The following is a 19,509-nucleotide window of genomic DNA, read 5'->3' as shown; positions in this document are numbered from 1 at the left end:
TCGGCGCCGGCCCGCCGCCGAGGACACGGACCCGCCGCAGCCGGGTAGAACGAGAAGCACACGAACGGCAGGAGGCGCGCGATGGCGGGCAAGGGACGCAGCGAGACCGTCGAGGTCGGCGGGCACCGTCTGGCGCTCACCAATCTCGACAAGGTGCTCTACCCCGACGCGGGCACCACGAAGGCCGACGTGCTGGGCTACTACGCCGCGGTCGCCGAGTGGATGCTGCCGCACGTCGAAGGCCGACCGGCCACCCGCAAACGCTGGGTGAACGGGGTCGACGGCGAGGTGTTCTTCGAGAAGAACCTGCCCGATTCCGCGCCCGACTGGGTCGCCCGGCACACCATCGAGCACAAGGACCACGCGAACGCGTACCCGATGGTGAACGACCTCGCGACGCTCACCTGGCTCGCTCAGGTCGCCGCGCTCGAGGTGCACGTGCCGCAGTGGCGGTTCGGACCGAAGGGGGCCGAGCGCAACCCCGACCGGCTCGTGCTCGACCTCGACCCGGGCGAGGGCGTCGGGCTCGCCGAGTGCGTGGCGGTCGCCCGCGAGCTGCGGCCGATCGTCGAGGGCATGGGTCTCGAGCTGATGCCCGTGACGAGCGGCAGCAAGGGCGTGCACCTCTACGCCCGGCTCGACGGGAAGCAGACCAGCGCACAGGTGAGCGAGGTCGCCCACGAGCTGGCCCGCGCGATGGAGGCCGACCACCCCGACCTCGTGCTCAGCACCATGGGCAAGGCCGATCGGCGCGGCAAGGTGCTGCTCGACTGGTCGCAGAACAACGGCAACAAGACGACGGTCGCGCCGTACTCGCTGCGCGGGCGGTCCCGGCCGACGGTGGCGATGCCGCGCACCTGGCGCGAGCTCGCCTCGGCCTCGCTGAAGCAGCTCGAGTACACCGAGGTGCTGTCGCGACTGAAGCGCCGGGGCGACCCGCTGGCCGACGTGTCGGCGCACGTGCCGGTGCCCTCCGGCGAGCTCGGCGAGGACTTCCGCAACACGGAGGCGCCCGACCACGACCCCGGCGAGAAGCGACGCGACCGCCTCGAGGTCTACCGCTCGAAGCGCGACGCGTCGAAGACCGCCGAGCCGGTGCCCGCCGAGGCACCCGCCTCGACCGACGGCCGCAGCTTCGTCATCCAGGAGCACCACGCGAGCTCGCTGCACTGGGACTTCCGCCTCGAGCACGACGGCGTGCTGGTCAGCTGGGCCCTGCCGAAAGGCGAGCCCGACGACCCGGGCGTCAACCACCTCGCCGTGCAGACCGAGGACCACCCGCTCGAGTACGGCGACTTCGAGGGCACCATCGCGACGGGCGAATACGGCGCCGGCGAGGTCACGATCTGGGATTCGGGCGAGTACGACCTCGAGAAGTGGCGCGACGGGGCGGAGGTGATCGTCGTGCTGCACGGCGAGCAGCGGGGCACCCGGCGCGTGGCGCTGATCCACACCGGGCACGGCGGCGGACGGGCCGAGTCCAACTGGCTGATCCATCGGATGAAGGACGACACGGAGGACGGCGGCCACGGCGCTCACGGCGCGGGCTCCGCCGGCGGCCACGGCGGCCACGGCGGCAGGTCGCGGGTCGGCGACTCCTCACGCACGGCGCACGGGACCGGCGGCTCCCCCGGGAAGTCGGGCCGCGCCTCCTCGGCTCGCAGCAGGAGGCGGGAGTCGCCCGCACCGGAGGGCGTCGCCCCGATGCTGGCGACGACCGGCGACGCCCACGACGTGTCCGAGGGCGAGTGGGCCTTCGAGATGAAGTGGGACGGCATCCGCGCCGTGGCGGTCGTGCACGACGGCGCCGTCACGCTCACCAGCCGCAACGGCAACGACCTCACCCCCGCCTACCCCGAGCTGCAGGTGCTCGCCGAGCGCGTCGACGGCGAGGGAGGCGCGGTGCTCGACGGCGAGATCGTGGCCGTCGACGAGAAGGGTCGCCCCGACTTCGGTCTGCTCCAGACGCGGATGGGCCTGACGCGGGCGCGCGACGTGGCCCGGGTGGCGACGGGCGCCCCGGTCAAGCTGCTGCTGTTCGACGTCATGCGGGCCGAGGGGCGATCCCTGGTGAAGGACGAGTACGACGCGCGACGCGAGGTGCTCGAGCGGATCGTCGAGAGCGGCGGCGCCGTCGACGTGCCCCCGGCCTTCGACGGCGACCTGGAGGCGGCGGTCGCCACGTCGAAGCGGCTGCGCCTCGAGGGGGTCGTCGCCAAGCGTCGCGACGCCACGTACAGCGCCGGCCGCCGCTCACGGGCCTGGATCAAGATGAAGCACCACCAGACGCAGGAGGTCGTGATCGCCGGTTGGCGCCCCGGCGCGGGACGACGGGCCGACGGGGTCGGGTCGCTGCTGATGGGGGTTCCGGGCGACGACGGCCTGCAGTACGTCGGGCGGGTCGGCACGGGGTTCAGCGATCGCGAGCTCGACGAGCTGCTGCCGTCACTGCGGGCCGCGGCCCGGAAGACCAGCCCGCTGGTCGGCGTGCCGGCGGCCGACGCACGGGACGCGCACTGGGTGACGCCGTCGCGGGTGGGCGAGGTCTCGATCGCCGAATGGACCTCCACCGGGCGGCTGCGGCAGCCGAGCTGGCGCGGCTGGCGGCCCGACAAGTCGCCGGACGACGTCGTGCGCGAGGGGTGACGGGCGCTCCCCCGCGGTGCCCGGGTACCGATCGGGCGGGCCGGGGTGTTGAGTGCAGCATGAGCGTTCTGCCGTGAGCACCCCCGACCCCGGGTCCCGAGGGACCGACGACGGCGCCGCCCCCGCTGCCGCGAGCCTGCGCGGGCGGCGGATCGTGCTCGTCGTCGCCGTGCTCGCATCGTTCGTGGCGTTCCTCGACGGCTCCATCGTCACGGTCGCCCTCCCCGCGATCGCCCGCGAGCTCGGCGGTGGAGGCGCGATCGCCGGCACCGGAGCCGACGGCGCCGATCTCGCCCTGCAGCAGTGGGTGGTCGACGCCTACCTGCTCGCGCTCGGTTCGCTGATGCTCGTGGCGGGCTCGCTCAGCGACACGTTCGGTCGGGTGCGGGTGCTGCGGGCGGGCCTGATCGCCTTCGCCGTCACCAGCGTGCTCGCCGCCCTCGCGCCGGACCCCGGCCTGCTGATCGCGGCCCGCGCCCTGCAGGGCGTCGCCGCCGCCCTGCTCGTGCCGAGCAGCCTGGCGCTGATCACCTCGACCTTCAGCGGCCCGGCCCAGGGCCGGGCCATCGGCAGCTGGACCGCCTGGACCGGCGTCGCGTTCCTGATCGGCCCGCTCACCGGCGGCGCCCTCGTCGACACGGTCGGCTGGCGCTGGGTCTTCGGCGTGGTGGTCGTGCCCGTCGTGCTGACCCTGCTGCTGATGACGCGCCTCCCCGGCGACGCCCACCGCGGCTCGGCGGGAGCGCCGGCGCGCATCGACGTGACGGGCGCCGTGCTGGCCGCCGTGGGCCTCGCCGGGCCGGTCTTCGCGCTCATCGAGGGGCAGCGGATCGGCTTCGGCGCCTGGTTCGTCGTCACGCCGCTCGTGGGCGGGCTGATCGCGCTCGCCGCCTTCGTCTGGTGGGAGCGCCGCGCGCCCGCCCCGATGATGCCCCTCACGCTGTTCCGCACCCGCGCGTTCACCGTCGGCAACCTCGCGACGGTCGGCGTCTACGCCGCGCTCAACCTCGGGACCCTGACCATCCCGCTGGTCGTCCAGGAGCTCGCCGGCCTGCCCGCCACGCTCGCCGGGCTCGTCACGCTGCCGACGACGATCGTCTCGCTGCTGTTCTCGACCCTGTTCGGCACGCTCGCCGCCCGCCACGGCCCGCGCCTGTTCATGACGGCCGGTCCGCTGATCACCGCCGGCGGGTTCCTCTGGATGCTGCTGGTGCGCGACCCGATCGACGTCTGGTGGCAGATCGTGCCGGGGGTCGTGCTGTTCGGGTTCGGCCTGTCGGTGACGGTGGCGCCGTTGACCTCGACCGTGCTGTCGCGCATCCCGACGGCGCAGTCGGGCATCGCGTCCGCGGTCAACAACGCGATCTCGCGGGTCGCCGGGCTGGTCGCCGTCGCGTTCCTGGGCGTCATCACCGGAGGCGCGCTGACGGTCGGCGGGTTCCATCGCGTCGTGATCGTGGTCGCCGTGCTGCTCGGGGCGAGCGCGCTGGTCTCGTTCGTCGGCCTGCGGGGCCGGGCCCGCGCCTCCTGAGAATCCGTGACATCCTCCCGCGTCGGCCATGGCACCACGAGATGGGCACGGCGCCAGACGATCTCGTGGCGCCGTGCCCCTCTCGTGGTGCCGTGCCCGCTCCGGCCGACCCGGTAGCGTCGACGGGTGCTCACCACCGACCGCCTGCTGCTGCGCCGCTGGCGCGACTCCGACCGCGAGCCGTTCGCCGCCCTGAACGCCGACCCCGAGGTGATGCGCTACTTCCCCTCGGTGCTGACGCGCGAGGGGAGCGACGCGATGATCGACCGGCTCGACGCCGGGATCGAGGCGCGGGGCTTCGGCCTCTGGGCCGTCGAACGACGGGACACCGCGGCGTTCATCGGATTCGTGGGACTGTCACGCCCCTCGTTCGACCCGGCGCTCGCCGATCAGGTCGAGATCGGCTGGCGCCTCGCGCGCGAGGCCTGGGGCCGGGGCTTCGCGACCGAGGCCGCCCGCGAGGCCGCCCGGTTCGCGTTCGACCCCGACGGCGCGGACCTCGACGCGCTGATCAGCTTCACCGCGGCCGTCAACGAACCCTCGCGCCGGGTCATGCGCCGGATCGGCATGCCGCACGACACCGCCGACGACTTCGTCCACCCGGGGCTGGAGGCCGGCCACCCGCTCGCGCCGCACGTCCTCTACCGGCTGACCCGCGCCTCCTGAGCTCCGCATCCCGCACGGAGCGCATCGCACCGCGTTCCGCGCTCCGCACCGCGTCTCGATCCGGTGCGGCGCACGGAACCCGGTGCGATCCGGCCGCGGCCGCGCCGACACCGCACGGGCGCAGCACGGACGCCGCGCGGGCGCCCGCGGGTAGCGTGGCGCGCGTGCCGCCCCTCGTCATCATCGCCCCGATCGAACCCCTCGCCGTCGGAGACCGCCACGCGGTCGAGCGGTTCCCTCTGCACGCGACGGTGGTGCCTCCCTTCACCTGCCTCTCGGGCCGCCGAGCGGTGGAGGAGGCCGTGGCGTCCGTGGCCGCGATCACCCAGCCCGTGCCGACGGCGGTGGGCGCGTCGGCCCGCTTCGGTCGGAACCGCGACGTGCCGGTCGCGCTGATCGAGCCCGAGCTGCTCGCCGAGCTGCACGCGAGACTCGTGGTCGAGCTCGAGTCGCTCGGCTGGTCCCCCGTCGATCCGGACTTCAACGGCGCCGGCTACCGGCCGCACGTCACCGCCACGAGGGAGGCGGCGCTGGCGGTCGGGGCCGTGCTCATCCTCGACCACCTCGCCGTCGTCGACACCGACCGCGACCAGGCGACGGTCACGGCCGTCACGTCGCTCGCCGGCGCCCCCGCGTAGCCCGCCGCCCCGTTCGACGTCGCGACGAGCGGCCCGACGACGCCCGCCGTCGGTCGACGGAGGGCGCCGCCGGAGAGACACCCGATCGAGCCGCGTGTCAGGCGCGCGTGAGGCCCAGCAGGCGGATCACGTCGTCGACCTCGTCCTCGGGCGCACGGCCGGCGTCGACGACGACGTGCCGCTCGTCGGCCTCCGGCGGCTCGAGCGTCGCCACCTGCGAGTCGAGCAGCGTCGTGGGCATGAAGTGCCCCTCACGCGCGGCCATCCGATCCCCGAGCATCTCGCGCGTGCCGCGCAGGTAGACGAAGACGACGTTGTGCTCGCGGAGCACGTCGCGGTACTTGCGCTTCAGCGCCGAGCAGGTGATCACGCCCGGCACACCCGCCATGGCGTGCTCGATGATCCACGACGACACCGTGTCGAGCCAGGGGGCCCGGTCGTCGTCGTCCAGAGGCGTGCCCGCGGCCATCTTCGCCACGTTCTCGTCGGGGTGCAGGTCGTCGCCCTCGTAGAAGTCCCAGCCGAGCTGCTCGGCGAGCAGGGCGGCGAGGGTCGACTTGCCCGACCCGGACACCCCCATGACGACCAGGACCGGGTCGGCGGCGTACGGACCGGGGGCCGAGGAGGCGCCCGTCACGTTCTCGATGACGGCCATCAGACGAACACGCTCGCGAGCATGACCCCGGCGAGGGCCGTGACGCTGAGGACGCACTCCATGAGCCCCCAGGTCTTGAGGTTCTGACCGACGGTGGTGCCGAGGTACTCCTTGATCAGCCAGAACCCGGCGTCGTTGACGTGCGACAGGAACACGGAACCGGCGCCGATCGCGAGCACCAGCAGCGAGGCCTCGGGCGTCGACATGCCCTCGGCGAGCGGGGCCATGATGCCGGCCGCGGTCACCGTGGCGACGGTGGCCGAGCCGGTCGCGACGCGGACGAGGGCGGCGACGAACCAGGCGACGAGCAGGACGCTCACGCCCGACTCGGAGACGGCGTCTCCGATCACCGTGCCGATCCCGGTGTCGATCAGCACCTGCTTGAATCCACCGCCGGCGCCCACGATCAGCAGGATGCCCGCGACGTCGGGCAGGGAGGAGCCGAGGGTCTTCGAGACCGCCGCCTTGTCCATCCCGCCGCCGCGTGCGTAGAAGACCATCGCGTACAGCAGGGCCACGGTCAGGGCGACCATGGGCGTGCCGAGGAACTCGAGCAGGTCGACCCAGGTGCCGGTGGCGGCGGGCAGGGCCGCCTCGCGGATCGAGCGCGCGAGCATGAGGGCGACGGGGAGCAGGATGCCGATGAGGGCGTTGACGAAGGTCGGTCGACGCCGCGTCGAGCCCTCGCCGCCGTCCTCCTCCTTCGACAGGAACAGGTCGGGCACCGGCACGGGGGCCCACTTCGCCGCGAGCTTCGAGAAGAGCGGCCCGGCGACGATGACGGTCGGGATCGCGACGAGCACGCCGAGCCCGAGGGTCAGACCGAGGTCCGCCCCGACGGTCGAGACGGCGAGCAGCGGGCCGGGGTGCGGCGGGACCAGCGCGTGCATCGCCGAGAGGCCGGCGAGCGCGGGGATCGCGATGCGCATCAGGGGCAGGCCCGAGCGACGGGCGACGAGCACGATGACCGGGATCAGCAGCACGAGGCCGACCTCGAAGAACATCGGCAGACCGATCAGGGCGCCGATCAGGGCCATCACCCACGGCAGCGCCTTCTGCGACGACCGCGAGATGAGCGTGTCGACGATGCGGTCCGCTCCCCCGGAGTCGCTGAGCAGCTTGCCGAACATGGCGCCCAGCCCGATGAGGATGCCGACGCTCGTCATGGTCGACCCGAATCCGGTGCCGAAGCTGGTCACGGCGTCGCCCGGGGCCAGGCCCGCGCCGATCCCGACGCCGACGGCGCCGAGCAGCAGGGCGAGGAACGGATGCACCTTCAGCCAGGTGATGAGCGTCACGATCACGGCGATGCCCACGAGGGCCGCGATGATCAGTTGCGCGTCGCTGCCCGAGGGCGTGGGGGCGGCGGTGGCCGCAGCGATCAGGTTCATGCTGTCGCGTCCTTCCGAGGACGCGTCGCTGCGACCTCTTCGTCAGGTGGGATGGTGCTCACGGGTTGACGCTCGCGCACGCCGACCGCTCGATCTGGCAGTCTGGTGGCGCGAGTCGATCTGATTAGTGTGAATAATCAGATTTATGGAGTCTGCCATACGGCGGCCGCTCCGGCAAGGCGCCCTCGCCCCGATCCTCAGGAGTCCACGACGATGCCCGGTCTCCAGTCCTCTCGCGAGCGCGGCCTCCACGCCCAGGTCGTCGACGTCCTCGGTCAGGAGATCGTCGACGGTCGCCTCGAGCAGGGTTCCATCCTGAACCTCGACGCTCTGGCCGTCCGCTTCTCGGTGTCGCGCTCGGTCCTCCGCGAGTCCCTCCGCGTCTTGCAGTCGCTCGGCATGGTCGAGCCCCGGCAGCGCGTGGGCACCCAGGTGCTGCCGCGCACGTCGTGGGATCTGATGAACCCCCAGATCATCGTCTGGCGCGGGCGGGGCCCCGAGTACTACACGCAGATGCGCGAGCTCCTCGAGCTGCGACTCGGGCTCGAGCCGGTCGCCGCGCGTCTGAGCGCGACCCGGCTCGACCCGCTGCAGACGGCGCTCGTGCAGCAGGCGGCCGACACGATGGTGGACGCCGGAACCTCCGGCGACGGCCGGCGGTACCTCGAGGCCGACATCGCGTTCCACACCGCCATCCTGCACGGCTCGGGCAACGCGGTGATCGGCCACTTCGCCACCACCGTCGAGGCTCTGCTCCGCACGCGCGTCGAGGAGAAGCGCTTCACGATCACCGACTACACGCCGGCCAGCGCCGCACGGCACCACGCCCTGGCCGACGCCCTCGTGGCCGGCGACGCGGACACCGCGTTCCGGACCGCCTACGAGCTGATCGCCGCCACGGTCGACGAGTTCGTCGACGAGGGCCGGTCGGCCGGGCGCTGACGTCCGCCCGGCCGGTCCGTCCCGACATCAGTCGACGACCTGGACGTCCGTGAACGAGCCGGCCTCGAGGAGGCGCGCCGTGCCTCCCGAGGGGGCGAACGCCCAGAGACCGGGCGTCGCACCGCTGTCCAGACCCAGGTAGACCGCGCCGTCGCCGTCGGCCGCGAGGCTGCCGGGCCGGGTCGTGCTCTGCAGGGCCACCCCCGTCGCGGGCAGCACCGTCTTGACGCCGCTCGCGGAGGTGACGATGAGGTCCTTCGCCGCCAGGTCGACGGAGCAGGCCGGCCCGGGGCCGGGGAACGGCAGGCAGAACTGCGCCGCCTGCAGCGAGTGGAACGAGCCGTCGAGTCCGTAGCCGCCCGCTGCGTACGTCGTGCGGCTCGTCGTCGAGCCCACCCCGCCCGCCGTGCCGGAGCCGTCGTCGACGCCCCAGAACTGGAGCCCGACCGCGCCCCCGCTGTTGCTCTCGTAGTACGTGGTGGATGCGGCGCCGGCGACGATGTCGTTCAGACGCGCGGTGCCCTGCGTGAAGGCCGCCTCGGTCGGGGCGCCGCCACCGTGCGGGTAGGTGCGCAGCGCGCTCGTGTACAGCACGACGACGTCGCCGTTCGGACGCACCGACAGCTGGAGGGGCGCCGACGGGAACGACGCGGCGATCGTGCGACGCGTGCCGTCGGCGGCGACCTCGACGAGACCGCCGCCCGAGGTCAGCAGGTAGGCCTGACCGGCCGGACCGAGGTGCAGCTCCTTCGCGCCGACCAGGCCCGAGGCGACCGTGACCGCCGGGGCGTGCGTGGCCGGGTGGCGGACCAGGGTCCCGGCCGCGCTGTCGAGCACGGTGACGTCGCCGTTCGCGGCCACGTCGTAGCCGCCGGGAGCGGCCGGGGCGGCGGCCACGTCGACGGGGGCGGAGTCGACCGTCGGGAACGCGACGATCCGCCCGCCCGTCACCGCGAAGATCGCCGTGCCCGTGTCGACCGGGGTCGCCGCGGGCGTGAACCAGACCCGCACGGCCGAGCTCGACACGGCCTTGTTCCAGGCCTTGACGTCGATGCGGGCCGCCGAGCCGGGAGTCAGGCCGGAGAGCGTCGCCGTCGTCGCCGCGGGTCCGACCCACACGGTGCGCCCGACGGCCCGTCCGCCGCTCGACACGAGCGTCACCGAGTACCCGGCGAGGGCGCCGGTGCCGCTGGTGGCCGAGGCCTTCCAGCGGACGACGACCCCGGAGGCGCCCGAGGCCGTGGCCGTCACGGAGCGCGGAGACGACGGCGCCGTGGCGGTGGCCTTCGTCGCCGGGGCCTTCGCGGCAGCAGCCTTCGCGGCGGCAGCGGCCTTCGCGGCGGCGGCCCTCGCGGCGGCGGCCTTCGCGGCGACGGTCGGCTTCGCGGCGGCGGTCGCCTTGGCGCTGGGCGACCCGGAGACGACGACCACGGACGGACCGGGGGCGGCGACGGCCGGCACGGCGGCGGTGACGGTCAGAGCGGCGGCGAGGACGACGATGCCGGCGATGCGTTTCATGGGGGTGTTCTCCTGACGAGCGACCACGGCGTCGATGCCGCCAGAGGCGACTGTACCGCCCGACATCGAGGTCCCCCAACAGGAGGACAGGGTGGATCGCGGCCGTGTCGGATGACCCGCCCCCTCACCCGTCCGGGTGTCACGGTCCGCACCCTCTCGCCACGCCCCGTTCACCCCGTGGACGCCTCGCCGCGGCATCATCGGCGGATGATCGCGATGAGCGCACGAGTGAAGCCGACGGCCGGGATCCACTCCGTGCGACTGCTCGAACGGAGCCTGCGTCGCCACTACGAGAGCATCCCGGTCGCCGCGCACCAGTACCTCGTCCGGTTCTGCGACGGCCCCGTCCTGGTGACCGACGACCTCGGATCGCTGCGGGTCGACGTCGTCGTCTCGGACGAGCGGTCGGCGCGGCACTTCCAGGAGTCGTTCCACTCCGAGCTCGACGTCCGCGCGATCGCCACCACCCTCGACGTCAGCTGGTCGCGCGGCACCGCGGTGCCGCCGCCGCTCCGCTGAGCCCGCGCTGCCGAGGAGGCGCGGGTCAGTCCTCCGCTGCGGCGATCAGCTTCGACATGGTCCGGTGCAGCAGCACGAGCTCGTCTCGGTCGACGCCGAGGCGGGCCATCATGCGCTCGGGGATCGACTCGGCCTCGGCGCGCAGCGCGGCCCCCTCGGAGGTGAGCGCGATGGTGAGGGTCCGTTCGTCCGCCTCTCCGCGCCTCCTCGACACCAGCCCCTGCCCCTCGAGCCGCTTGACCAGCGGGGAGAGCGTGCCCGGATCGAGCCGGAGCGTCGCCGCGAGATCACGCAGGGTCGGCGCGGGCCCCTGCCAGAGGGCGAGCATCACCAGGTACTGCGGATGGGTCAGCCCCATCGGCTCGAGCACGGGCCGGTAGGCCGCCACGACGCTGCGTGACGCCACCGAGAGCGCGAAGCAGATCTGGCTCTCGAGGGCGAGGGGATCCGCCGACCCCGCGGTCGCGGTCATCGTGCCGCGGCGGAGGGGTCGGCGACCCCGGTCTCGGGGCAGTGCACCATCGTGCGCACGCCGGACCGGTCGACGACGTGCTCGTCCATCGGGGCGCCGCACAGCGGGCAGGCCCCGCCGTCCGCCGGGCGCACGAGGGGCGCCTCGTTCTTGACCCCTAGCTGAGCCGCGCCGATGTACGGGCGGAGGCGCCGATTCAGCCTCTCGACGAGGTCGCCGAACCGGCTGCCGCTCTCGTAGTCGCGGGCGGGCTCGTGGTCGTCGCGTCGTGTCACGATCGTGAGTCTACCAATGATTTGTGCACCAATGAAATCCCTGCGAACGCACGGACGGCCCGCCGCGTTCCCGCGGCGGGCCGTCCCTCGTTCGTGCGCCGGGTCAGGGCGTCATGCCGCGCCCCTGCGCCAGGACCTGATGCGCCTGGGTGGCCAGCTCGCCGCGCACGAGCACCTCGTAGCTGCCGGCCTCCATCGTCTTCGTCGACGCGAAGTCGCGGCGACCTCGGAGGGCGGCGTGACCGATGAAGCCCCAGAGGGCACCCCACAGCGCGCCGCCGCCGACGGCGACGAGCAGGACGCCGATCAACGCGACGTTCGTGGCGAAGAGACCGAAGAGCAGCCCGAGGAAGAGACCGAACCAGGCGCCGCCGCCGGCGCCGCGGGCGGCCGCTCCTCCCTTGGTGAGGCGGCCCGAGACGTTCTCGACGGTGCGGATGTCGTGCCCGACGATCGAGACGCTCTCGACCGGGAATCCCTGGTCGGAGAGCAGATCGACGGCCGCCTGCGCATCCTCGTAGCGGCTGAAGGTCGCGAGCGTCTGCGGGTGGCCGTCCCCCGCGAACGCACCCGTGCCCCGCGGGCCGGGTGCGCCGACGGTCGTGGTCGACTGCGCGGCGAGGGGAGGCGTGTCGGGTCCGGGACGGCCCGGCGCCGCGTCCGGGGTGCTGCCTGCGGGGGCGTCTCCGCCGACGGGCGTCGGTGCGTACTCGCCGTACGCGGGACGGGGGCGCGAGTCGGGAGCCGAGGAGGCGGGGGTCGCGTTCGGGTCGGGGGTGCTGCCGGGGCCGGGCTGGTCGTCACTCATGGCTCAGTTCTACCGCGTCGCCCCCTCGCGTGGAGCGATTGCACAGAGCGCTCCCAGACACGTCGATCGACCGTGGAGGAAGAAGAAAAGGCACCCGCTGAGCGGATGCCTTCTCGATGGTGGATCTGAGGGGACTCGAACCCCTGACCCCCTGCATGCCATGCAGGTGCGCTACCAGCTGCGCCACAGACCCGTATTCGATTTCTCTTCGTGCTTCGCTGCCCCTCTCGAAGCAACTCGTCTACCCTACTACAGATTTCGAGCACCGTTCTCCACCTCGGTCGCGACCCGCTCATCTCCCCCGACGGCAGGCCCTCACCGACGTCACAGGTGGCGCAGATAGCGGCCCGGCTCGTCGAGGAATGCGCGCCAGTGCCTCACCAGCTCGAGGTCCGCCCAGTCGACCCGTCGCACACCGTGGTCACCGAGTTCGAGGATGCTCGCGCCGGGCATCGAGGTCAGGACCGGCGAGTGGGTCGCGCAGAGGACCTGTCCCCCCGCCTCGACGACGTCGGCGAGCGTTCCGATCAACCGGAGGCAGGCCGTGAACGAGAGCGCCGCCTCCGGCTCGTCGAGGATGTACAGGCCCTTCTCGTGGAAGTGCGAGTCGAAGGCCTCGAGATAGCTCTCGCCGTGACTGACCTCGAGATAGGCGGGCGACGCCTTCTCGTACCGGGTGAACATGTCGAGGGCCGTCTCGGAGCGGAGGAAGTACCCGGCCGCCCGTTCGCCGACCATGCGCGCTCCGAGCCTGGTCCGGTCGAGCCGCATGGTCGAGCCCAGGGTCGAGCGCTCGAGCTCGGAGGAGTACCGGCGGCCGCTGGTGCCTCCGCGCACGTCGGCACCCCAGGCCTCGGCGAAGGCCTCGACCAGAGTCGACTTCCCGCTCCCGTTCTCGCCCACCAGGAACGTGACCGGAGCCTCGAGGGCGATGCCCTCGCCCAGCAGTGCGGCGACGGCCGGGACGTCGTAGGGCCAGACCGCCGTGTCGTCGACCAGCCCGACGGGGACGTGCATGCGCTCGACGATCATCGGGTCGGAGTGTCGAGCGGAGCCTCAGGCCTCGTTCTGGGCCGGGGCGGGCAGCTCGATCGGGATCGTGGGGCAGTCGCTCCACAGGCGCTCGAGCGAGTAGTACTGACGGTCTTCGTCGTGGAAGACGTGCACGACGATGTCGCCGAAGTCGAGGAGGATCCATCGCCCCTCGGCGCGTCCCTCGCGGCGCAGGGTCTTGACCCCGGCCTCGAGCATCTTGTCTTCGACCTCGCCCGCGATCGCGACCACGTTGCGCTCGCTGCGGCCCGAGGCCAGCAGGAACACGTCGGTCAGGGGCAGCGGCTCGGAGACGTCGAGCGCGACGAGGTCGTCGGCCTGCTTGTCGTCGGCGGCGCGGGCCGCGATCTGCAGAAGCTCGATGGCGCGAGGAGTGGCTGTCACGGATGCCTTAGAGGTCGGTGGTGCGGAAGCGGTGGAGGGTCACTGACCCAGGATGCCGGTCGCGAAACCCGCGACGACCACACCGATGATACCTGCTCCGATGATGCCCCCGCCGATGCCGAGGTACAACGGCAGACGGCTGGACTTGGGCTGCGAGGCCGCGAGGACGACGGCACGGGTGGACGTGTGCGTGCTGATCGCGCGACTGGCCCGCACCGGGACGGCGTCGGTCTCGGCGTTCTCGGCGTCGCCCTGCTCGAGCAGACGGTCGATGTCGGCGCTGTCGACCCGAGCCTGCGAACCGGTGGCGCCGAGACTCCGCGGCAGATCGATCGAGCCGGTGATGATGATCTCGCCCGTGGCGTTCAACGCGCCGGTCACATCGGCGACCTGCTGATCGGTCAGGATGAGGGCGTTGGTCTGGCCGGTGTGCGTCCCGAGAGCCCGGCCAGGGGCCGTCTCGCCGTCGGGCTCGGTGCTCTGGGTGGTCCAGTGGCCCACCGGCGGCACGAATCCGTTGGACTCGGGAGCCGAGGCCGGCACGGTCGTCTGCGACGCGCGGGCCGGAGCGACCGGTGCCGCGGCAGGGGCCGGGACGGCGGAGGCGGGCGCGACCGGAGCGGCGGTCGAGGCGTCGTCGCGTCGCTCGAAGGACGCGGGTCGCAGCGGCGACACGGGCGTCGAGGAGGGGGTGTCCGCCGATGACGTCGCGGCGCGGTCGTCGAGAGACAGGGGGAAGACCCCGGGGGCCGAGGTGGGTGCCGGCGCGGAGGCCGTGGGCTCCCGCGATGCGGCGGGCGCGGACGGACCGGTCGAGGCGGCGCCCAGCGGGGCGATGATCTCGTCGACGGTGGTGAGAGCCTCGGACAGCGGGCGACGCGGCTCCGGACCGGGTGCCTGGAGGGGGACGGGACCCGCGCCCTTCCCGGCCTCGGCGTCGCGGAGAGCGCGCAGCTGACGACGGGTGAGCCCCTGCTCGGGGCCGACCGCGGACGCCGGGGCGGGAGTCGAGGCCGGGCTCGGCTCCGACGCCCGGCCGGGCGCCGATGCGGGGGCGGGAACCGATGCCGGGCTCAGACCGGTCGCCGACGCGTCGGTCGGTTCGGACGCCGCCCTGACCGGAGCGGCGGGGGCGTCGGCGGCCGTCGCGGGCGACAGACCGGGGACCGGGGACGGCACGGACAGCGGCGACGGGGCCGATGTCACGGAGGCCGGGGCCTGCGGGGCGGACGACGTCGGCTCGGACGACACCGGCACGGCGCCGGTGACGGCTCGCCCGGCCTCGCGCGCGCGCTCGAGGTCGCGAACCTGCCGTCTGGTGAGTGGCGGCTGTTCGGCGGACGAACTCATGCAACGCTCCGATACAGATGGTGCTTGGAGATGTACTGGACGACTCCGTCGGGGACGAGGTACCAGACCGGGAAGTCGCGGGCGACCCGGGCGCGGCAGTCGGTCGAGGAGATGGCCAGCGCGGGGACTTCGAGCAAGCTTACGTCGCTCTCGGGCAATCCGCTAACGGTCAGGTCGTGCCCGGGACGGGAGACGGCCACGAAGTGGGCGAGATCCCAGAGCTCCTGGACGTCCTTCCAGTCGAGGATCTGGGTCACGGCGTCCGCGCCCGTGATGAAGAACAGCTCGGCGTCGGGTCGCTGCGCCCGGACGTCGCGCAGGGTGTCGATCGTGTACGTCGGCCCCTCGCGATCGATGTCGAGCCGGCTGACCGTGAAGGTCGGGTTCGAGGCGGTCGCGATGACCGTCATGAGGTAGCGGTGCTCGCCGTCGGTCACGCCGGTCTTCATGTACGGCTGCCCGGTGGGGACGAAGAGGACCTCGTCGAGGTGGAACGACTGGGCGACCTCGCTCGCGGCGACCAGGTGCCCGTGGTGGATCGGGTCGAACGTGCCGCCCATGATCCCGACGCGGGGTCGACGACGACTCCCGGCGCCGGCCCCCGCCGACGACACCGAGCGCTCCGCCTCGACCATCGTGTCCGTCTCCCGCGTCAGTGCGACTCGGGGTGGCCGTACTCGTCGATCGGCCCGGCCTTGTGCTCCTGGGTCTTGGCCTTGCGCGGGCTGCGGTTCGAGACGTCGCGGTAGCTCCACACGACGAACCCGAGGAACAGGAAGAAGACGCCGAACACCAGCGAGATCACGACCGGAGGCGCGATGAGGGGCGCCAGTTCTTCGTGGACGGCGGCGAGCAGGGTGACGTCGAGCATGGGTACTCCGTTTCGAGAGGACGATCCGGGTCAGTCTAGCCGCGCACCTGACCGCTGCCGCGCACGACCCACTTGCTGCTGGTCAGCTCGCCGAGCCCCATCGGGCCCCGCGCGTGCAGCTTCTGGGTCGAGATGCCCACCTCGGCGCCGAAGCCGAACTCCCCTCCGTCGGTGAAGCGCGTCGAGGCGTTGACCATGACCACGGCGCTGTCGACCTCGGCGAGGAAGCGCTCGGCCGCGGCGTGGTCGTTCGTCACGATGGACTCGGTGTGGTGGGTCGACCACCGCGCGATGTGCGCCGTCGCGGCGTCGAGGTCGGGCACGACGGCCACGGCGAGATCGAGGCTCATGTACTCGGCGGCCCAGTCGGCCTCGGTCGCGGCCACGACCCCGTCGGCCAGCGACCGGGTGCGCTCGTCGCCGTGCACGGTGACCCCGGCCGCCTGCAGCGCGGCGATGACGGGAGGCAGGAGGCGCGGTGCGGCGGCCTCGTGGACCAGCAGCGTCTCGAGGGCGTTGCAGACGCTGGGGCGCGTCGTCTTCGCGTCGAGCACGATGTCGACGCTCATCTCGAGCTCGGCGGACTCGTCGAGGAAGACGTGCACGACGCCCGCCCCGGTCTCGATCACCGGGACGCTCGATTCGCGGACGACCGTCCGGATCAGCTCGGCGCTCCCCCGCGGCACGAGCACGTCGACGTGCTCGCGCGCCGTCATGAGGCTCGTGGCCCCCTCGCGCCCGAACTCGTCGATGGTCACCACGGCGTGGGCGGGCAGACCGGAGGCGACCAGCGCCTCCTGCAGGACCTCGACCAGCACCGCGTTGGTGTGGAGCGCCGCACTGCCGCCGCGGAGGACGGCGGCGTTGCCGCTCTTGAGGGCGAGCGCGGCGATGTCGACGGTGACGTTCGGACGGGCCTCGTAGATCGCGCCGACCACGCCGAACGGCACGCGGATCTGATCGAGCCGCAGCCCGTTGGGCAGCACCCGGCCGCGCACGGTCTCTCCGACCGGGTCCACCAGCGTGGCGACGAGCTCGGTGGCGGCCGCGAGAGAGGCGAGACGATCGCCGTCGAGGCGCAGCCGGTCGCGGAGCGAGGCGGAGAGGCCGGCCTCGCGGGCGGCGGCCAGGTCGCGCTCGTTGGCCTCGACGATGCGGCTCTCGGCGGCCAGCAGCGCGCCGGCGACGGCGCGGAGCGCCGCGTTCTTCCGGTCGGCCGTCAGCGTCGCGAGCACCGTCGAGGCGGCCTTCGCCGCGGACAGCTTCTCGACGAACGACGGGGCGGCGACATCGGTGATCGACATGCCGTCGATCTTACGGTTTCGCGGCCTCGAAGAAGGTGCCGACGTCCTCGCCCGAGAGCGCCCGGGACACGTTGGCCGTCGACGTGATCAGCACCGGCGTGCCCGCCTCGGCCGCGTAGCGCGCGGCCGCGACCTTGGTGCCGGCCCCGCCCGTGCCGACGCCCGCCGCACCGGCGTCGCCGAAGGTCACGCCGGCGAGGTCGTCGCCGAACGGCACGTCGACGATCGTGACCGCGCCGGGCTCGTGCGGCGGCCGCGTGTAGAGCGCGTCGACGTCGCTGAGCAGGACGAGCGCGTCGGCGGACACGAGCTTGGACACGAGGGCCGCCAGCCGGTCGTTGTCGCCGAAGCGGATCTCCTGCGTGGCGACGGTGTCGTTCTCGTTGACGATCGGCAGGATCCTCAGGTCGAGCAGACGCTCCATCGCCCGCTGCGCGTTGCTGCGGTGGGTGGGGTTCTGGATGTCGCCCGCGGTCAGGAGCACCTGGCCGGCCACGATCGAGTAACGGCGGAGGCTCTCCTGGTAGCGGTAGATGAGCACGTTCTGCCCGACGGCCGCGGCGGCCTGCTGGGTGGCCAGGTCGGTCGGACGCGCGTCGAGCCGCAGGTGGGGCAGACCCGTGGCGATCGCGCCCGACGAGACCAGCACGATCTCGGCGCCGCGTCCGTAGGCTGCGGCGAGCGCGTCGACGAGGGGCTCGATCTGCCCGGCGTTGTCACCGCTGATCGACGACGAGCCGACCTTCACGACGATGCGCCGGGCGACGGCGATGCCGGCCCGGTCGACGACGCGGGCCCGCTCCCGACGCGTGGGCGACTGACCCTCGCCGGTCATGCCTCGTCGTCACCCTCTTTCACGAGGAACCCCTCGTCGTCGGTCCAGATGCCCGCCGCGCGTTCGCGCTGCAGCTCGGCACGGGCCTCGGCCTTGGCGTCCATGCGTTCGAAGTACTCCTCGCGGCGCTGGTTGCGGGTGGGCCGGTCGTTCTTGATCAGACGGGGGTCGGTGCCCCGGGCGCTGGTCATCAGCTCGGCGGTGGAGGTGAGCGTGGGCTCCCAGTCGAACACGATCCCGCCTTCGGGGCCGATCACGACGGTGGAGCCGGCCTGGGCTCCGGCCTTGAAGAGGGCGTCCTCGACGCCGATCGTGTTGAGGCGGTCGGCCAGGTAGCCGACGGCCTCCTCGTTGTTGAAGTCGGTCTGGACGACCCAGCGCTCGGGCTTCTGCCCGAGGATGCGGTAGACGTTGCCGTACGTCCCGCCCTCGACGCGGATGACGAAGGGCTTCTCGTTGACGGCGCGGGGCCGCATCACCAGACGAGGAGGCGCGGGTCGGGCGGCGATCTCGGCCCGGCTGGTCTCGACGATCTCGGCCAGCGCGAACGAGAGGTTGCGCAGCCCCTCGTGGCTCACGGCCGAGATCTCGAAGACCTTGTAGCCGCGCTTCTCGAGCTCGGGGGTGACGAAGTCGGCCAGTTCACGGCCGTCGGGCACGTCGACCTTGTTCAGGGCGATCAGCTGGGGCCGCTCGAGGAGCGGCAGCTGCCCCTCCGGCACCGGGTACGCCTCGAGCTCGGCGAGGATCACGTCGAGGTCGGTCAGCGGGTCGCGACCGGGGTCGAGGGTCGCGCAGTCGAGCACGTGCAGCAGGGCGGAGCAGCGCTCGACGTGGCGGAGGAACTCGAGCCCGAGCCCCTTGCCCTCGCTGGCGCCCTCGATGAGACCGGGGACGTCGGCGATCGTGTACCGGGTCGAGCCCGACTCCACGACGCCGAGGTTGGGGTGCAGGGTGGTGAACGGGTAGTCGGCGATCTTCGGCTTGGCGGCCGACAGGGCCGCGACGAGGCTCGACTTGCCGGCCGAGGGGTACCCCACCAGGGCGATGTCGGCGACGACCTTGAGCTCGAGCAGGACGTCGCCCTGCCAGCCGGGGGTGCCGAGCAGGGCGAAGCCGGGCGCCTTGCGCTTGGTCGACGAGAGCGCCGCGTTGCCGAGCCCGCCGATGCCGCCCTCGGCCGCCACGAACCGCATGCCGGGCTCGACCATGTCGATCAGCTCGGTGCCGTCCTCGGATTTGACGACCGTGCCGACCGGCACGGTCAGCTCGAGCAGCTCGCCGTTGGTGCCGCTGCGGTGGTCGCCCATGCCGAAGCCGCCGTTCTCGCTCGACCGGTGCGGGGCGCGGTGGAAGCCCAGGAGGGTGGTCACCCCGGTGTCGCTGACCAGGACGATGTCCCCGCCGTGGCCGCCGTTGCCGCCGTCGGGTCCGGCGAGCGGCTTGAACTTCTCGCGCTTGACGGAGACGCAGCCGTTACCCCCGTTGCCGGCGCGCAGGTGCAGGGTGACGTGGTCGACGAATGTGGCCATGGTGTGCAGTCTCTTCAGTCTCGGGGGCCGGGGATGGTCTCCCGGGTCGAACACGTATGGGCGAGCAACGCTCGCCCATACGGTGTGTCACAGCAGCCGCCGTGCCGGTGGCCGGCTCA

General features: G+C 72.8%; 20 protein-coding genes and 1 tRNA gene. 6 read left to right on the top strand and 15 right to left on the bottom strand.

The genetic code is table 11. The features are described 5' to 3' along the window. Positions 1 to 81 precede the first annotated feature (81 nt). The 4 genes from FFA01_RS14675 to FFA01_RS14660 all read left to right on the top strand — a co-directional run bounded on the left by FFA01_RS14675 (position 82) and on the right by FFA01_RS14660 (position 5,481). Entirely contained in the window at positions 82 to 2,646 is a 2,565-nt protein-coding gene (locus FFA01_RS14675) for an ATP-dependent DNA ligase (RefSeq protein ID WP_146856932.1), read from the top strand. 73 nt (positions 2,647 to 2,719) lie between these two features. Further along, entirely contained in the window at positions 2,720 to 4,177 is a 1,458-nt protein-coding gene (locus FFA01_RS14670; protein ID WP_244289881.1) for an MFS transporter, read from the top strand. A gap of 126 nt (positions 4,178 to 4,303) precedes the next feature. Next, on the top strand, positions 4,304 to 4,843 hold the full coding sequence (locus FFA01_RS14665; protein WP_146856931.1) for a GNAT family N-acetyltransferase: 540 nt from the start codon (positions 4,304 to 4,306) through the stop codon (positions 4,841 to 4,843). Positions 4,844 to 5,007: 164 nt separating this feature from the next. Next, positions 5,008 to 5,481, top strand: a complete 474-nt coding sequence (locus FFA01_RS14660; protein ID WP_167627398.1) for a 2'-5' RNA ligase family protein — start codon at positions 5,008 to 5,010, stop codon at positions 5,479 to 5,481. A gap of 97 nt (positions 5,482 to 5,578) precedes the next feature. Here the strand turns inward: FFA01_RS14660 and FFA01_RS14655 are convergent, their stop codons facing one another. Together FFA01_RS14655 and FFA01_RS14650 are read right to left on the bottom strand one after the other, a co-directional pair. Beyond that, a complete protein-coding gene (locus FFA01_RS14655; protein WP_146856930.1) occupies positions 5,579 to 6,136 on the bottom strand; it encodes a gluconokinase in 558 nt (185 codons plus the stop codon). Further along, positions 6,136 to 7,527, bottom strand: a complete 1,392-nt coding sequence (locus FFA01_RS14650; RefSeq protein ID WP_146856929.1) for a GntP family permease — start codon at positions 7,525 to 7,527, stop codon at positions 6,136 to 6,138. Before FFA01_RS14650 ends, FFA01_RS14655 begins: the two co-directional genes overlap by 1 nt. 213 nt (positions 7,528 to 7,740) lie before the next feature. Between FFA01_RS14650 and FFA01_RS14645 the strand changes: the two genes are divergently transcribed. After that, the gene (locus FFA01_RS14645; RefSeq protein ID WP_146856928.1) at positions 7,741 to 8,469 is read left to right on the top strand and encodes a FadR/GntR family transcriptional regulator; all 729 of its coding nucleotides are present in this window, start codon (positions 7,741 to 7,743) and stop codon (positions 8,467 to 8,469) included. Between the two features lie 27 nt (positions 8,470 to 8,496). On the opposite strand, the gene FFA01_RS14640 is transcribed toward FFA01_RS14645, so the two are convergent. Continuing rightward, positions 8,497 to 9,987 carry a fibronectin type III domain-containing protein gene (locus FFA01_RS14640; protein ID WP_167627397.1) on the bottom strand — a complete coding sequence of 497 codons (1,491 nt, stop codon included), beginning with the start codon at positions 9,985 to 9,987 and terminating at the stop codon, positions 8,497 to 8,499. 216 nt (positions 9,988 to 10,203) lie between these two features. Here FFA01_RS14640 and FFA01_RS14635 point away from each other — a divergent pair, with 216 nt between their 5' ends. Next, on the top strand, positions 10,204 to 10,506 hold the full coding sequence (locus FFA01_RS14635) for a hypothetical protein (protein WP_146856926.1): 303 nt from the start codon (positions 10,204 to 10,206) through the stop codon (positions 10,504 to 10,506). Positions 10,507 to 10,531: 25 nt separating this feature from the next. On the opposite strand, the gene FFA01_RS14630 is transcribed toward FFA01_RS14635, so the two are convergent. The 12 genes from FFA01_RS14630 to obgE all read right to left on the bottom strand — a co-directional run bounded on the left by FFA01_RS14630 (position 10,532) and on the right by obgE (position 19,390). Continuing rightward, positions 10,532 to 10,978: a MarR family winged helix-turn-helix transcriptional regulator gene (locus tag FFA01_RS14630; RefSeq protein WP_146856925.1), complete on the bottom strand. Its 447-nt coding sequence runs from the start codon at positions 10,976 to 10,978 to the stop codon at positions 10,532 to 10,534. After that, on the bottom strand, positions 10,975 to 11,253 hold the full coding sequence (locus tag FFA01_RS14625) for a hypothetical protein (protein WP_146856924.1): 279 nt from the start codon (positions 11,251 to 11,253) through the stop codon (positions 10,975 to 10,977). The genes FFA01_RS14630 and FFA01_RS14625 overlap by 4 nt, the downstream gene beginning before the upstream one ends. A gap of 103 nt (positions 11,254 to 11,356) precedes the next feature. Further along, positions 11,357 to 12,061 carry a general stress protein gene (locus tag FFA01_RS16355; RefSeq protein WP_146856923.1) on the bottom strand — a complete coding sequence of 235 codons (705 nt, stop codon included), beginning with the start codon at positions 12,059 to 12,061 and terminating at the stop codon, positions 11,357 to 11,359. Positions 12,062 to 12,178: 117 nt separating this feature from the next. Next, positions 12,179 to 12,254 (bottom strand) — tRNA-Ala (locus FFA01_RS14615). Positions 12,255 to 12,385: 131 nt separating this feature from the next. Next, positions 12,386 to 13,078 (bottom strand): AAA family ATPase, encoded by a 693-nt coding sequence (locus tag FFA01_RS14610; RefSeq protein WP_220478241.1) that lies wholly within the window; start codon positions 13,076 to 13,078, stop codon positions 12,386 to 12,388. A 39-nt stretch (positions 13,079 to 13,117) separates the two neighbouring features. Next, entirely contained in the window at positions 13,118 to 13,498 is a 381-nt protein-coding gene (gene rsfS / locus FFA01_RS14605; protein WP_146856921.1) for a ribosome silencing factor, read from the bottom strand. Between the two features lie 39 nt (positions 13,499 to 13,537). Further along, the gene (locus tag FFA01_RS14600) at positions 13,538 to 14,848 is read right to left on the bottom strand and encodes a hypothetical protein (protein WP_146856920.1); all 1,311 of its coding nucleotides are present in this window, start codon (positions 14,846 to 14,848) and stop codon (positions 13,538 to 13,540) included. Next, on the bottom strand, positions 14,845 to 15,483 hold the full coding sequence (gene nadD / locus FFA01_RS14595) for a nicotinate-nucleotide adenylyltransferase (protein WP_146856919.1): 639 nt from the start codon (positions 15,481 to 15,483) through the stop codon (positions 14,845 to 14,847). The genes FFA01_RS14600 and nadD overlap by 4 nt, the downstream gene beginning before the upstream one ends. Before the next feature lie 17 nt (positions 15,484 to 15,500). Further along, positions 15,501 to 15,719, bottom strand: a complete 219-nt coding sequence (locus tag FFA01_RS14590) for a hypothetical protein (protein ID WP_146856918.1) — start codon at positions 15,717 to 15,719, stop codon at positions 15,501 to 15,503. 35 nt (positions 15,720 to 15,754) lie between these two features. After that, positions 15,755 to 17,023: a glutamate-5-semialdehyde dehydrogenase gene (locus FFA01_RS14585; protein WP_146856917.1), complete on the bottom strand. Its 1,269-nt coding sequence runs from the start codon at positions 17,021 to 17,023 to the stop codon at positions 15,755 to 15,757. 10 nt (positions 17,024 to 17,033) lie between these two features. Next, positions 17,034 to 17,858 (bottom strand): glutamate 5-kinase, encoded by an 825-nt coding sequence (gene proB / locus FFA01_RS14580; RefSeq protein ID WP_146856916.1) that lies wholly within the window; start codon positions 17,856 to 17,858, stop codon positions 17,034 to 17,036. Continuing rightward, positions 17,855 to 19,390: a GTPase ObgE gene (obgE, locus tag FFA01_RS14575; protein ID WP_146856915.1), complete on the bottom strand. Its 1,536-nt coding sequence runs from the start codon at positions 19,388 to 19,390 to the stop codon at positions 17,855 to 17,857. Before obgE ends, proB begins: the two co-directional genes overlap by 4 nt. Positions 19,391 to 19,509 lie beyond the last annotated feature (119 nt).

Origin of the sequence: Frigoribacterium faeni, assembly GCF_007988805.1 — a bacterium.
GTDB classification, from domain to species: domain Bacteria; phylum Actinomycetota; class Actinomycetes; order Actinomycetales; family Microbacteriaceae; genus Frigoribacterium; species Frigoribacterium faeni.
The sequence above is the reverse complement of the archived record's forward strand: the minus strand, read 5'-3'. Positions and strand labels throughout refer to the sequence as shown.